Here is a 14854-nt window from a genome sequence, read left to right as displayed (position 1 = left end):
CGGGCGCGAAGGTTCTATGGTGCAACTCGCCGCACTCTGTTCTTCCCTGATCGGCCGCTGGGTTCACTTCGATCCCCCGCGCCTGCGCTTGCTCGTGGCGTGCGGCGCGGCGGCCGGGATCACATCGGCTTACAACGCACCCATTGCCGGCGCGTTTTTCGTGACAGAGATCGTGCTCGGTTCCATCGCGATGGAAAGCTTCGGGCCGATCGTCGTCTCGTCGGTGGTGGCGAACATCACGATGCGCGAATTCGCGGGGTATCGGCCGCCTTACGAAATGCCGGTGTTCCCGACAGTGACCGGCGTCGAAGTGCTGCTGTTCGTGCTGCTCGGATTGATATGCGGCGTGCTCGCGCCGTATTTCCTGCGCTTGCTGTCGGCATCGAAGGAACGCTTCGCGCTCTTGCCCTTGCCGGTGCCCATCCGGCTCGCGCTCGGCGGTCTGATCGTCGGCGTGATTTCGATCTGGTATCCCGAGGTCTGGGGCAATGGCTACGAAGTTGTCAACTCGATCCTGCATCACGCGTGGACCTGGGAAGCGCTCGCCGCCGTGCTGCTCTTCAAGATCGTCGCGACCGCAGCGACTGCCGGCTCGGGCGCGGTCGGCGGGATCTTCACGCCGACGCTGTTCGTGGGCGCGGTCGTCGGTTGCCTGTTCGGACTCGCCGCGCACGCCATCTGGCCGCACTCCACCTCCGCGCCGTTCGCCTACGCCATGGTCGGCATGGGCGCGTTCCTCGCCGCCGCCACGCACGCGCCGCTGATGGCCATCCTGATGATCTTCGAGATGACGCTGAGCTATCAGGTCATGCTGCCGCTGATGCTCTCGTGCGTGGTGGCATTTTTTATCGCGCGGGCCTCGGCGCAGACATCGATGTACGAAGTCACCTTGCGCCGCAATCGCGATGAAAAGGAACGCGTGCGCCTCGCTGCCACGCAGATGCGCGAACTCGTCAAGCCGGCTGACACGATTGTGCAACTCGATGCCGACGTGAAGGCCATGACGCGCGTGTTCCTCGAGTATCCGGTGAAATACCTGTACGTCGTCGATACAGACGGTTTATTTCGCGGCGTAGTCGCGCTGAAGGACATCACGTCCGACCTGCTCGACGAACGCGATACCGCAGTCAAATCGGCTGCGGATTATCTGCAACCGCATTTCGATGTGCTGACGCCCAACATGTCGCTTGGCGAAGCATTGCAGCACTTCATGGCATTCCAGGGCGAGCGTCTGCCGGTCATCGACTGCGCGGCGCGGCCGGTCCTGCTGGGCGTGGTGTACAAGACGTCGCTGCTCGATGCTTACTTCCGTCTCAATCCGGCCTCGCGCTAGGTCAGGACAAACCCGCGTTGAATTTGCGCGCAGCGTGCAAAAACGTGGCGTCCACGGCGGCCAGGAAAAGACGCGCTGCACCTAGAAATCACGCGAAGAACTTCTTGCCGCGTCCGGCCTCGGCTGGCTTTGCGCTACATGTGAAATCGTCAGTCGATTCGCTAAAGAGTGGCGGCCACTGATTGGCATAACCCTTGCTCGAGTCATCGCTGATAATCTTGTACTGCCTTGATCTGATTCGTTTTGTTGTCAGGAGGGTTGGGCGATGAAAACCTCGACGGTGTTATCCATGGCGCTGGTCTCCGTGTCCTGCTACGCGGCCCCGCTTCACACGGGAGACGGAGCTGCCGACGCCGCGCGGCAAGAGCAGGCGACGCGCGTGGCGCTGGCCCTCCGGGCAAACGCAGCGCCAGTCTCGCCGCCCGCGCCCGACATCGCCGCACAGGAAATCGATCACGCGCGCTGGCGCCACGTGCCGTTGCCCAAGTCGCACTCGCCTAGTCACGGCATGGTGAGTCAGGTAGTGCAAGTCCGTACATGACTCAACCACAACCCAGGACACAGATGACCGATACACGCATTAGCGAAGGCCTGAACTACGAACCTATCAACGATGAAATTGCGCAGGTTCTCCGCGACGTGAAGTTCCCGGCCAACAAGGACGGCATCGTCGATGCAGCACGCGCCGCGGGCGTGAGTAATGACGTAATCAGTGTGTTCGACGGCTTACCCGAACAGGACTACGCAAGCGCCGATGCAGTCGAGCAATTGCTCGGCAGTGGCGCAGGCCCGGGAATATCGGCTTGAAATAAAGCACCAGTTCAGGCGGTCCCGACCTTTTCAGCCCCAAACACCACCCGGCTGAAGAACTTGGCAAGCACCGACTCGGACATCTCGGCCCCGCAGCCTTGCGGGTCCGAAGTATAGAAAAACTGCATTCCATCGATCAACGCCGTCAGGCCCAGCGCCAGTTCTTCAGCCGGCATGGGTAACGGCGTTCCCGCACGCTCCGAAAATGCGACGATGTACGCCGTCGTCATCTGCAACAGTTCCCGGATGAATGCATTGAATTGCGCGCGGAATTTCGCATCGCGGCTTGACTGCAATTTCGCTTCGACCCAGAGCAAAAAACACTTGTTGTCGCGATAACACTCGCTGTAATACTGCAGGAGGCGCGCTTCCATGTCGGCGCGCGTCGCCTCGCCCTCGAAGATGGAATGCAGCCGTTTCATGATGACGTCGTGATCACGCTTGAGAAGATCGAGGAACAACGCCGACTTGCTGCCGAAGTTCGAATAAAAAGCGCCGCGCGTATAACCGGCCGACGCCGCGATGTCCTCGACACTTGCCGCAACAAATCCCTTCTTCATGAATACCGCTTGGGCAGCGTCCATCAAACGCTCTCTGGTTTGATCGCGGCTTTGTTCCCGGGTCAGGCGAATTCGTTTCATCCGCGAAGTTTATCATCTCAAAAATTTAGATACAGAGTCGATTCCAGATACAGTGTTGTATTAGAATGCAACCCGTATCTCGGTATCAGCATACTCGAAAGCATGTGGGCATTGGCTTTCGGACGCTTCGATCACCGCAACCAAACCGCTTGAATCTCATGAAAACGCGCTGCATCAGGCTGAGTCGGCGCTGCGCGTTCACCGTTTTGCGTCGAGGTCATCCGTGATTCTGCAAGTCTGTCGTCGCATGTTTTCGCTGTTACCGCGGGTGGAAGGCCGCACGGTTTCCTTCCGTGCAGCGCTCGTCGGATCTATTGGCGTGGTCGCCGTCGTGACGTTGGCCGCGTGCGGCAAGAAGGACGCGCCGGCCGTTGTCTTGCGTCCGGTGGTCGCCGTCGCAGCGCAGGCCGATACCCGCGCGTCGCAATCGTCGTTGCCCGGAACCATCGAATCGCGTTATTCCACGCCGCTGTCGTTTCGTGTCGGCGGGAAGATCATCGAGCGCCGCGTGCGGCTTGGCGACCGGGTGAAAGCCGGTGACGTCGTGGCGCGCCTCGATCCCGCCGACAACACCAAGAACGCCACCGCAGCCGCCGCTCAACTCTCCGCGGCGCAGCACCAGTTGACCTACGCCGAGCAGCAGGTCACGCGCGACCGGGTACAGGCACAGGAAAGCCTGATCTCGCGCGCGCAGCTCGAGCAAACAGAAAATGCCTACGCCGCAGCGCTTGCGCAGCGCAATCAGGCGCAAGCGCAGTCGGCGTTATCGCAGGATCAGTTGAAGTACACCACGCTCATCGCCGACAAAGCCGGCGTCATCACCGCTGAACAGGCCGACACGGGGCAGAACGTGTCAGCGGGACAAGCCGTCTACAACCTCGCATGGAGCGGCGAGACCGATGTGGTGGCCGATGTGCCGGAGACGGCGCTTGCCTCGCTTGCAGTCGGGCAGAACGCTACGGTCAGCATCGGCGCGCTTGCCGGCAAGAAATTTGCCGCACGCGTGCGCGAAGTGTCCCCCGCCGCCGATGCACAGAGCCGCACGTACCGCGTAAGGCTCACGCTCGAAGCGCCCACGCCGGAAGTCCGGCTCGGCATGACCGCCGATGTCGCCTTCGCGCAGAGTACGGCTTCGGCTTCCGGCACCCCGGGACAGTCATTCACGCTGCCTTCCACGGCACTGTTTCATGCCGGAAACTTGCCCGCCGTGTGGGTCGTGAAGGCGGACAACGCGCTCGAGTTGCGTCGCGTGGAAGTGTCGCGTTATGGCGAGCGCACCGTGACCGTATCGCAGGGAATCGCGGCGGGCGAGCGCATCGTATGGCAAGGCGTCCATACCGTTTCCGCCGGCGAAAAAGTTCGCGTGGTCCCGCCCTTGCATCCGGAAGATTTCGCGTCATGAGCGATCAAGAGGGCAAACAGACGCGCGGCACCTCCACCGCCGAGGCGGCAGCGGCAGCGGCGGCTTCCGGCGATTATCGTCACGAAGAAGGCCGCTTCAATCTCTCCGCGTGGGCGTTGCGGCATCAGGCGCTGGTCGTCTTCCTGATCGCCATGGCGACGATCTTCGGCGTGCTTGCTTACACGCGGCTCGCACAATCCGAAGATCCGCCGTTCACGTTCCGCGTGATGGTCATCCAGACCTTCTGGCCGGGCGCAACCGCGCGCCAGATGCAGGAACAGGTCACCGACAAGATCGCGAAGAAGCTGCAGGAAACGCCATCGACGGACTTCCTGCGCAGCTACTCGCGTCCCGGCGAATCGCTTCTGTTCTTCACGATGAAAGACGGCGCGCCGGCGAAGGAGGTGCCCGAAGAGTGGTATCAGGTGCGCAAGAAAGTCGGCGATATTGCGTACACGCTGCCCCCGGGCGTGCAAGGCCCCTACTTCAACGATGAATTCGGCGACGTCTTCACCAACATCTACACGCTGGACGGCGACGGCTTTTCGCCTGCGCAGCTTCACGATTACGCCGACTCGTTGCGCACGGTCCTGCTGCGCGTGCCGGGCGTCGCGAAGGTCAATTATTTCGGCGATCAGGACGAGCGCGTTTATGTAGAAATATCGAATACGCAATTGACCCGGCTTGGCATTTCGCCGCAGCAGATCGCGCAGGCTATCGACGGGCAAAACGCCGTCGCCCCCGCCGGCACCATGAACACGCCGAACGACCGTGTATTCGTGCGCCCGAGCGGCCAGATCACCGACATGGCCGCGCTCGCCGACACGCTCATCCGCGTGAACGGCCGCTCGTTCCGCCTTGGCGACATCGCGGCGATCAAGCGCGGTTATCTCGATCCACCTTCCACGCAAATGCGTTCGGGCGAAAAGCCTGTACTCGGCATCGGCATCACGATGCAGCCCGGCCAGGACGTCGTGCGTCTGGGCAAGGCGCTCGACGCACAAGTGGCGCAACTGCGCACGCAACTTCCCGCCGGCCTCGTGCTGAACGAAGTGTCGAGCATGCCGCACGCGGTATCGAAGTCGGTGGACGATTTTCTCGAGGCGGTGGCCGAAGCTGTCGTGATCGTGCTGATCGTGAGTCTCGTGTCGCTGGGTTTTCGTACCGGCATGGTCGTCGTGATCTCGATTCCGGTCGTGCTCGCGGTGACCGCTCTCTTCATGTATCTCTTCGATATCGGCCTGCACAAGGTCTCTCTGGGCACGTTGATTCTCGCGCTGGGCCTCCTGGTCGACGACGCGATCATCGCGGTCGAGATGATGGCCGTAAAGCTCGAACAAGGATGGAACCGCTCGCGCGCCGCGGCTTATGCCTACACGAGCACCGCCTTCCCCATGCTCACCGGCACGCTCGTCACCGTCGGCGGCTTCCTGCCTATCGCGCTTGCAAAATCGAGCACGGGTGAATACACGCGCTCGATCTTCGAGGTATCGGCGATCGCGCTCATTGCATCCTGGTTCGCGGCGGTCGTGCTGATTCCGCTGCTTGGCTACAAGCTGTTGCCCGAACGCAAGCGCGAGGCACATCACGCGCATGATCACGAACACGATATCTACAACACGAAGTTCTACACGCGGCTGCGCGGCTGGCTCGCGTGGTGTATCGAGCGGCGCTTTGTCGTGCTTGGCATAACGCTCGTGCTGTTTGTCATTGCCATGGCGGGCTTCACGCTCGTGCCGCAACAGTTCTTCCCGAGTTCGGATCGTTCGGAACTGCTCGTCGATGTCCGGCTGCAGGAAGGCGCCTCGTTCGAAGCCACGTTGCGCGAGACCAGGCGTCTGGAAAAGGTGCTCGAAGGACGTCCGGAGATAGATCACATCGTGAACTTCGTCGGCACCGGTGCGCCGCGTTTTTATCTGCCGCTCGACCAGCAATTGCCGCAACCGAACTTTGCGCAGTTCGTGATCACCGCGAAGTCCGTGGAAGACCGCGAGAAACTCGCAAGCTGGCTCGGACCCGTTTTGCGCGAGAAGTTTTCATCGATAAGAACACGCCTTTCACGGCTCGAAAACGGTCCGCCGGTCGGCTATCCCGTGCAGTTTCGCGTGAGCGGCGACGATTTGCCGACCGTGCGCGGCATCGCGGAAAAGGTTTTCGCCGAAATGCGCGCCGACAGCGGCACGACAAACGTTCAATACGACTGGGACGAACCATCGGAGCGCTCGGTGCGCTTTCAGATCGACCAGAAGAAAGCGCGTGAACTCGGCGTCAGTTCGCAAGACGTGTCCAATTTCCTCGCGATGCAATTCACGGGCTACACGGTCACGCAGTATCGGGTGCGCGACAAGCTGATCAGCGTCGACCTGCGTGCGCCGCAAAGCGAACGCGTCGATCCGGCGAAACTCGCCACGCTTGCCATGCCCACACCGAACGGTCCCGTGCCGCTCGGGACCATTGGGCATGTGGTGAACGACCTGGAATACGGCGTGATCTGGGAGCGCGATCGACAGCCGACCATTACCGTGCAATCCGATGTCAGCGCGGGTGCGCAAGGCATCGACGTGACGCATGCCATCGAGAAAAAACTCGATACGCTGCGCGCGAGCCTGCCGGTCGGTTACAGGATCGAAGTCGGCGGCCCGGTCGAAGAAAGCGGCAAGGGTCAGGCTTCCATCAACGCGCAAATGCCGATCATGGTGATCGTCGTGCTGACACTCTTGATGATCCAGTTGCAGAGCTTCGCACGCGTGATGATGGTCGTGCTGACCGCGCCGCTCGGGCTGATCGGCGTGGTGATCGCACTTCTGCTTTTCAACAAGCCGTTCGGTTTTGTCGCGATGCTCGGCGTGATCGCCATGTTCGGCATCATCATGCGCAATTCGGTGATCCTCGTGGATCAGATCGAGCAGGACATCGCGGCGGGGCATCCGCGTTTCGATGCCATCGTCGGTGCAACCGTGCGGCGCTTCCGGCCGATCACACTGACCGCAGCAGCAGCCGTCCTCGCGCTGATTCCGCTCTTGCGCAGCAACTTCTTCGGGCCGATGGCCACCGCACTGATGGGCGGCATCACGAGCGCGACCGTGCTTACGCTGTTCTATTTGCCGGCATTGTATGCGGCGTCGTTCAGGGTGAAGCGCCACGAGCGCGCGGATTACCAGGAACCCACTACGCCCGATGCTGGAAACGGAGGCCGGTCATGATGCGTTTTCCCCTGGCTGCCCTTGGCGTTGCAGCCGCCCTGTCCGCCTGTTCGTTTGGCCCGGACGGAACGCCGCCCATATTGCCGCCGGTACCGCACTACGGGGTATCGGCGCAACCCGCGCGCACCGTGATGGCCGAAGGCGTGACTCAGACCTTCGATGCCAACGCGAAACCCGTTCCCGACTGGTGGAAGCTCTACCAGTCGGACGCGCTGAACGCTCTCGTCGATGAAGGCCTGCGCAACAGCCCGAACCTCGCCGCCGCCGATAAAAGCCTCGCCGCCGCCCGCGAACAACTGCGGGCGCAAGTCGGCTCGTCGATGCTGCCGAGCATCGACCTGGGCGGACAGGCCAACCGCGAACGTGCGATCGGCGTGCCGAATTTCGGGCCGCCGACCGTGCTCTACAACCTGTTCGTCGGCCAGATCCGCGCGCAGTACACGTTCGATCTGTTCGGCGCGGCGCGGCTCGCCGACCGCGCGCTGGCGGCGCAGGTGGACAGCCAGTCCTGGCAATTCGATGCCGCTCGTCGAGCGCTCGCGGCGAACATAGTGACCGGCGCAATCAGCGCGGCCGCGTTGCACGCGCAGATCGACACAACGGAGCGCCTCGTCGTTCTCGCCGATGAAGACGCGCGCGACACGCAACGCCGCTTCGAACTCGGCTCGGCGTCGCGCTCGGACGCGCTCAACGCGCAATCGGGCGCGGCTTCGTTGGCTGCGTCGCTTCCCGGCTTGCGCGCCCAATGGCTTTCGACGCGTCACGCGCTCGCCGTCCTGCTCGGCCGTACGCCCGATCAGGCGCCCCCCGATCTCGATCTGGCGGCGCTCACGGTCCCGGCGAACGTGCCGGTCGTGGTGCCATCGGACCTGCTTGCCAGCCGGCCCGACATCCAGGCCGCCGATGCCTTGCTCAAGGCCGCCGCCGCGCAGGTCGGCGTGGCGACCGCGCAGATGTACCCGAGCCTGTCGCTGTCGGCGCAAATGGGGAAAGCCGGGTTCAGCTGGCCCACGGCGCTGTCCGGCGCGGGCGCCATCTGGGGCATCGGCGCGTCACTTTCGCAGCCGCTTTTCCATGGCGGCGCGCTGCTCGCGCAAAAACGCGCGGCGCAGGCGAGCTACGAAGCCGCGGTGTCGCAATACAAGCAGACGGTGCTGACCGCATTCCGCAACGTCGCCGATTCTCTTGCGGCGCTCGAGCAGGACAACCAGGCGCTGAATTTCGCCGATACCGCCAGCCGCACCTCCATGAGCGTCTTTACCGATTCGGCGGCCCGTGCGCGGCTCGGCGCAATCCCGCCGTCGTCGGTTCGGGCAAGCGAGCGGCAGTATCGAAATGCCAGGCTCGATGCAATCCGCTACGAAAGCGCCCGCCTGACCGATACCGCGCTGCTCTTCCAGGCGATGGGCTCGCCGAACGGCGGTACAGCGAACGTGGCTGCGGCGAACGCCAAATGAATGGCGTGGCCGGGAGAAAACCATTCACTATTCGGATAAATCCGGTTATCTCGGACTGCCGTTTGCCATAGGCTTGCGTTCTTTCGTGCAATCCGAGGAAATGCCATGTCTCGCCCACCGATCCGCGACGTCTTCCGATTCGCTCATTTGGGACTGGAAAAAGTCGCGCTGGCATGTGCTGCCTTCAGCTTGATGCACGCAACGGCCCGCGCCGATGAAACGGCACCGCCTGAACCCACGGTTGTCGATCAATGGGCCTTGCCAGCGAGCGTTCAACCGGGCGTCCCGGACGCCGATCAAACCGTCCGGAATACTGTTCGCGACGATCCGTGGGCAAACCCGGCCGCGGTACACATCGTGCAGGACGATTCGTGGAGCGCACCTTCTGGCAATCAGGTCAGATCGGGAGAGCAACTGCACGCAGTCACACCCGCTCGACAAACAATGGCGGCAGCCGACCAGCCGGTCCAACCGGCGCACCCTGCCAACGTCCTTGTAATGGACAGTTCGAACTGGAACGAAACGCCACGCGGACGTTCGCCCGGCCTGATCGCCAGCAACAATGCATGGCGCAAGCGCGCAGCGCCCGATTCGGCCGCGACGATCGAGCGCGACGCCACAAAACACAATCGGGGGACTCAACCGGCCGCAGTGTTGAAACTTGATGGCAGTACGCAATCCGATCCCTGGATCACCCCTGCAGCAGCCTCCAAAGGTGCCGACAACGCTGCGGACTGGCAGAACCTCAGGCTTGCATCGGCGCATCAGCCACGAAGCTGCAATCGCGACTGGAGCATCTTCTCCAGCCCGGGTTGCCCGGATTCCAGGAACCCTGCCGATTCAGCGAAGGGCACACAGGTGCAGGCAAGCGGCAATACCGTGCGCCGCCTGATCGCCATAACGCCGGACGGTCGCTGGCGCGCTCCGCTGGTTATCGACGCCGAGGCTTCGCCGCGAAAGTAAGCGCTTATGCGCCGCCGACTTCGACCCGGTTACGTCCATCGCGTTTCGCACGATACAACGCCAGATCAGCCGCTTCGATAAGCTGCTTCACGTCTTCGCCAGGTTCCGGCACTTGCGTTACGCCACCCACACTGATGGTGACGCACTTGGCAACCGCGCCGGCATGCGGCACGGCAAGCGTCTCGACCGCCGCGCGAATTTTTTCGCCGAGGAGGCGCAATCCCGCAGCCGACGTAGACGGCAGCACCACGGCAAACTCTTCACCGCCAAAGCGCGCAGCGAGATCCGCAGGTCGGTTCAGGCAAGATTCAACGGCGCGCGCGACGTGCTTGAGCACATCGTCACCGGCGACGTGACCGTAGGTATCGTTGTATGACTTGAAGCTGTCTACATCGATCATGAGGAACCCAAGCGGCGACTTGTCGCGCGCGGCGCGTTTCCATTCGGCGCTCAGATAATCATCTAGGCAACGCCGGTTCGACAAGGCCGTCAGCCCGTCCGAATTCGTCAGGCGCTGCAATTCCAGATTCGTTTCCAGCAGCTTCTGCTGCGACGTGCGCAACGCGCGATACGCCTCGTCGCGCTGCGTGAGGTTCAGGTACGAACGCGAGTGGTAACGGATCCGCGCGATCAGCTCGATGCTGTCCGGCAGTTTCACCAGGTAATCGTTGGCGCCTGCCGCAAACGCCGCGCTCTTGATGCGCGGTTCCTCTTTCGTGGACAACACGATGATCGGGATATCGCGGGTCGACTCATGTTCACGATACTGCCGCACGAGCGTCAGTCCATCCACGCCGGGCATCACCAGGTCCTGCAGGATCACGGTTGGCCGCGTGGCTTGCGCCACCCGCAACGCGTCCTCCGGATTCGCGCAGTAATGGAAATCGAGCCTCGGCTCGTCCACCAGCATCCGGCGCACGGCTTCCGCTACGATCGTCTGGTCATCGACGAGCAGCACCATGACCGCGCTTTCCGCCGCGCTCGGCATGTTCAGCGCGTCGTTGAGCAGGTCGGCGGCGTGGGTAGCCGCAGCCGACGTGTCGTCGCTGGGGCTCTCCGGCTCGGCTTCCCGGCTCTGCGCCTCACGTCGGGCACGCTCTGCCAGCGGGTCTGCGTTTCGATGTTCCATGACTGTCCTGTGTGATCCTGAATACTCAATCGGTTCTCAAGCGCGAGCTCATACGCCTCGCTTGCGCGACGATGCGAACGCATTGACGGCAGCATTCGCGATGTTCTGAAGCGGCAGGATGGAAACAGCCGCATTGATTGCGGCGGCCGCTTTCGGCATGCCATATACAGCGCACGTCGCCTCGTCCTGGGCGATCGTGTAAAACCCGTTGGCGCGCATGGCCGCCAACCCTGCGGCGCCGTCGCGGCCCATACCGGTCAGCAGCACGCCGACCGCGTTACCGCTCCAGCGCGCGACGACGCTGTTGAAAAATACATCGATCGAAGGCCGGTACGGCGTCGCCTCCGGATCTTTCGTGTAGCCAAGCCGGTTACCGCCGCCAAAATGCAGGTGGTCGTTGGTCGCGGCCAGCAGCACCTTTCCCGGCTCCGGACGATCGCCCTCGCGGGCAATGTACACCGGCAATTTCGACTGTGCGTTCAGCCATTCCGCCATCCCGATGGCAAACGCCTGATCCACATGCTGCACGATCACCGTCGCCGGCGTGAAATCGGCCGGCAGCGCGGCGAGCAGCACCGCAAGCGCTCCGGGACCGCCGGCCGACGCGCCTATCGCAAGCAAATCCATACCGGGTGTAATACGCGGCGCGGCACCCAGTGGATTCGCAGCGGCTTTTGCCCGCTGCTGCGCCCCGACCTGGTCGATCTTCGCGATCAACGCGGCGATCCCGCGCTTCGCGTCCGGGCCGGCAAGCGCAGGGGTATCGACGGCATCGAGCGCGCCTGCGCCCATTGCCTCGTACACGCGCCACGAGTTCGCACCCACGTCAACCGTCACGATCAGGATCGCGCACGGCGCCTGACGCATGATCCGCCGCGTGGCTTCCGTCCCGTCGACGTGCGGCATCACGAGGTCCATCAGCACGACGTCCGGCTTCTGCGCCGTGCAGTAATCCACGGCCTGCACGCCATCGGTCGCCACCCAGATCACATCGAAATCAGGCCGCGTCGCCAGCGCCAGGCGCGTGGCTTCCACCGCAAGCGGCATGTCGTTCACTATTCCGATCTTCATTGCCAGCCCCCAGCTCTCTCGTTTTTATAACTGCATCATCATGGCTGCGCCTCGCCAATCAGATCGCGCACGGCGTCGAGCAGCGTCTGATCGTGGAAACTGCCCTTTGCCAGATAGTAGTCCGCGCCCGCGTCCAGCCCCCGCTGGCGGTCTTCCGCACGGTCCTTGTACGACACGATCATGACCGGCGTGTCGCGCAAATGCGGATCGCGCCGGATCAGCGTCACGAGCTCGATGCCGTCGAGCCGCGGCATGTCGATATCCGTGATCACCAGGTCGAAGCGCTCTCCGCGCACTGCGTTCCAGCCGTCCATGCCATCGACGGCAATGGTCACGTCGTAGCCGCGGCCGGCCAGCAGCTTGCGTTCGAGTTCGCGCACGGTCAGCGAGTCGTCGACCACCAGCACGCGCTTTTTCGGCGCGGCGACGGCGCGGGCAGTACCTTGTGAAACGCGGCCGAGTTCGCCATCGACGACGAGTTTTTCGACCGCGCGCAGCCAGTCGTCGAGATCGGCGATCAGGAGCGGATCGCCGTTTTCCATCAACGCGCCCGCCGCGATGCTCGGCACCTTGCCGAGACGTTTGTCGAGCGGCTGCACGACCAGCATGCGCTCGCCGAGGAACCGGTCGACCACCACGCCATAAGTCGCCGCACCCTGGCCGATCACGACCACGTTGAGCGTGTCGCTGACCGTGTTGAAGGTGCCGGCGCGCAGGATCTGGTGCGCCGTCACGATGCCAAGACGCCTGCCCTCGAACTCGAAATGCTGATGGCCCTCGAGCAGATCGATCGATGCACGCGGCAACACGAGCGTGCGCGCCACATGCGCGAGCGGCAGGCCGTAGGGTTCGCCATCGACTTCCACGATCAGGCTGCGGATCACAGACAGCGTGAGCGGCAATTGCATCACGAAGCGCGTGCCGACGAGTTCTTCCTGCGTGACACGCAAGCTGCCACGAACCTGGCGCACGACGTCGTGGACCGCGTCGAGACCGACGCCGCGGCCGGAGACATCAGTGACGGTATCGCGCATCGAAAAGCCGGGGAGGAACAGGAATTCGAGCAATTCCGCTTCCGACAGACGCGCGGCCGTCGCTTCGTTGGACAGGCGTTTTTGCACGATCGCCCGGCGCAGCGCGGGAAGGTCGACGCCGCCGCCGTCATCGCTCACGCTGATGAAAAGCGATCCCGCGCTGTGGCGTGCTTCGAGCGTGATCGTGCCTTCGGGCGGCTTGCCGAGCGCGCGGCGCAGCGACGGCGCCTCGATGCCGTGGTCAACGGCGTTGCGCAGCAAGTGACCGAGCGGCGCTTCGAGCATGTCCAGAATGTCGCGGTCCACCTCCGTTGCTTCGCCCGCGATCACGAAGCGCACTTGTTTCTCGAGCGCACGCGCGACGTCGCGCACCATGCGCGCAAAGCCACCGGTGGCATCGACGAAAGGACGCATCCTGCATTCGAGCGCTTCGTCGTAGAGCTGTTGCGAAAGGTGCGTCGTACGGCGGTCGTAGTTCTCGAGCTCGGCCAGGCGTTCGCCGAGCTGGCGCTGCGCCTCGGCGTTGAGGCGGCGGATTTCATCGAGGGCGGCGAGCGTGCGCACGTCGAGCGCGGCGGTCGACGTGAGGCCCGAAGCGGTGCCCGAACTACGCGAAGATTCGGTCAGCGATTCATGCAGGAAGTCGAGCGCGCGGCTCGCGTCGCGCTGAATGCGCTTCACGCGCAGCATGGATTGCGCGAATGGCTTCAGCCAGCGCGATTCCACCAGCGATTCGCCGGAATGGCTGAGCAGGCGATCGAGGGTCTCCGTGCGAACGCGCAGCATGCGAGTCGTTTCACGTTGTTCGGCCGGCGACCAGACGGGCAACGGGCGCGCGGGTTCGGGTTCCGATTGGGGAACCGGCGCGGCGAGCGTCAATTCCTTCGATAAATCCAGAAAGTCGTCCGGTGCCGGCGGCTTGAACGAAGCCTCCCCGGAGTCCCCGGCTTCGCCACTCATCCGCGCATTCAACTCATCGACGAACGCGTCGACGTCGGCCTGCGGGATGGTTTCGTCGCCGGAAGCCTGGCCGATGCGCACGATCAGGTCGACGCCTGCCAGCAACACATCGATCATGGCGGCATCCACGTTCACGCGGCCCTGCTGCGCGCCGACGAAGCAGTCCTCCATCACGTGCGCGAGGCTCACGCCGACCGGCACGCCGACAATCCGCGCCGCGCCCTTCAACGAATGCGCGGCACGCATGCACGCTTCAAGCGTGACAGGATCGCGCGGCGCGCGTTCGAGCGCGAGCAGGCCGTCGCTCAGGATCTGCGCCTGTGCCCGCGCTTCCTCGCGGAACAAATCGACGAGCGAGGCGCCGCTCATGTCAGGCTCCGGTTGAGGGTTTCGAAGAGCTTCGCGGCGTCGAGCAAACCGACCGTCACGCCCTTCCACGCCGTGACGGCGATCGCGTGCGAAGCCGACATGCTCGCGACCGTGGCCGGGACTTCCTGGAAGTCGGCACGGGCAAATCGATGCACGCCATCGACGGCATCGACGGGAAACACGATCGGGTTCGCGAAGTCGCCACGCGGCGCGCTATCGGCGGCGGGTTCGACGACCAGCAGGCGGCCGAGATCGCGGGCATCGACGACCTGCTGCGCGGCGTCGCGCCGGCCGTCCTGCGCAAACTCCGATGCAATCCCGAAAAGCCGTGCAAGCGATGCGCAAACCAGCAGCGCGCCGCGGATGTTCACCACGCCGAGCACCGCCCGATGACGCCGGTGCGGCAGCGAGTGGATCGGCCTTAACTGCGCGACCTGCTGGAAGATGGCCGTGGGCAAACCCAGCCATTCATCGCCGATGCG

The 14854-nt window shown here is 63.4% G+C and carries 12 protein-coding genes; 7 read left to right on the top strand and 5 right to left on the bottom strand.

The window, feature by feature from the left end:
• The 3 genes from ACFFAR_RS09525 to ACFFAR_RS09515 all read left to right on the top strand — a co-directional run.
• Positions 1-1333, top strand: a 1333-nt coding sequence (locus tag ACFFAR_RS09525) for a ClcB-like voltage-gated chloride channel protein (protein ID WP_375507806.1), incomplete at its 5' end; no start/stop codon positions are given.
• Between the two features lie 265 nt (positions 1334-1598).
• Positions 1599-1874: a hypothetical protein gene (locus ACFFAR_RS09520; protein ID WP_061999488.1), complete on the top strand. Its 276-nt coding sequence runs from the start codon at positions 1599-1601 to the stop codon at positions 1872-1874.
• Between the two features lie 23 nt (positions 1875-1897).
• A complete protein-coding gene (locus ACFFAR_RS09515) occupies positions 1898-2140 on the top strand; it encodes a DUF2795 domain-containing protein (RefSeq protein ID WP_061999489.1) in 243 nt (80 codons plus the stop codon).
• A gap of 14 nt (positions 2141-2154) precedes the next feature.
• Here ACFFAR_RS09515 and ACFFAR_RS09510 read toward each other — a convergent pair whose 3' ends face one another.
• Positions 2155-2784 carry a TetR/AcrR family transcriptional regulator gene (locus tag ACFFAR_RS09510; protein ID WP_375507805.1) on the bottom strand — a complete coding sequence of 210 codons (630 nt, stop codon included), beginning with the start codon at positions 2782-2784 and terminating at the stop codon, positions 2155-2157.
• Positions 2785-3031: 247 nt separating this feature from the next.
• Here ACFFAR_RS09510 and ACFFAR_RS09505 point away from each other — a divergent pair, with 247 nt between their 5' ends.
• The 4 genes from ACFFAR_RS09505 to ACFFAR_RS09490 all read left to right on the top strand — a co-directional run bounded on the left by ACFFAR_RS09505 (position 3032) and on the right by ACFFAR_RS09490 (position 9809).
• Entirely contained in the window at positions 3032-4186 is a 1155-nt protein-coding gene (locus ACFFAR_RS09505; RefSeq protein WP_174362553.1) for an efflux RND transporter periplasmic adaptor subunit, read from the top strand.
• A complete protein-coding gene (locus ACFFAR_RS09500) occupies positions 4183-7389 on the top strand; it encodes an efflux RND transporter permease subunit (protein ID WP_174362554.1) in 3207 nt (1068 codons plus the stop codon). The genes ACFFAR_RS09505 and ACFFAR_RS09500 overlap by 4 nt, the downstream gene beginning before the upstream one ends.
• The gene (locus ACFFAR_RS09495) at positions 7389-8846 is read left to right on the top strand and encodes an efflux transporter outer membrane subunit (protein WP_375507807.1); all 1458 of its coding nucleotides are present in this window, start codon (positions 7389-7391) and stop codon (positions 8844-8846) included. Before ACFFAR_RS09500 ends, ACFFAR_RS09495 begins: the two co-directional genes overlap by 1 nt.
• Positions 8847-8951: 105 nt before the next feature.
• Positions 8952-9809, top strand: a complete 858-nt coding sequence (locus tag ACFFAR_RS09490; protein ID WP_174362556.1) for a hypothetical protein — start codon at positions 8952-8954, stop codon at positions 9807-9809.
• Positions 9810-9813: 4 nt separating this feature from the next.
• Here ACFFAR_RS09490 and ACFFAR_RS09485 read toward each other — a convergent pair whose 3' ends face one another.
• The 4 genes from ACFFAR_RS09485 to ACFFAR_RS09470 form a co-directional block, all read right to left on the bottom strand.
• Positions 9814-10938: a diguanylate cyclase domain-containing protein gene (locus tag ACFFAR_RS09485; protein WP_062170003.1), complete on the bottom strand. Its 1125-nt coding sequence runs from the start codon at positions 10936-10938 to the stop codon at positions 9814-9816.
• Positions 10939-10986: 48 nt separating this feature from the next.
• On the bottom strand, positions 10987-12009 hold the full coding sequence (locus ACFFAR_RS09480; RefSeq protein WP_062170004.1) for a chemotaxis response regulator protein-glutamate methylesterase: 1023 nt from the start codon (positions 12007-12009) through the stop codon (positions 10987-10989).
• Between the two features lie 38 nt (positions 12010-12047).
• Positions 12048-14372 carry a response regulator gene (locus tag ACFFAR_RS09475; RefSeq protein ID WP_174365131.1) on the bottom strand — a complete coding sequence of 775 codons (2325 nt, stop codon included), beginning with the start codon at positions 14370-14372 and terminating at the stop codon, positions 12048-12050.
• Positions 14369-14854, bottom strand: a 486-nt coding sequence (locus ACFFAR_RS09470) for a chemotaxis protein CheW (RefSeq protein WP_174365130.1), incomplete at its 5' end; no start/stop codon positions are given. The genes ACFFAR_RS09475 and ACFFAR_RS09470, both read right to left, overlap by 4 nt.

The organism is uncultured Caballeronia sp. (assembly GCF_964243625.1).
GTDB lineage: Bacteria > Pseudomonadota > Gammaproteobacteria > Burkholderiales > Burkholderiaceae > Caballeronia.
The sequence above is the reverse complement of the archived record's forward strand: the minus strand, read 5'-3'. Positions and strand labels throughout refer to the sequence as shown.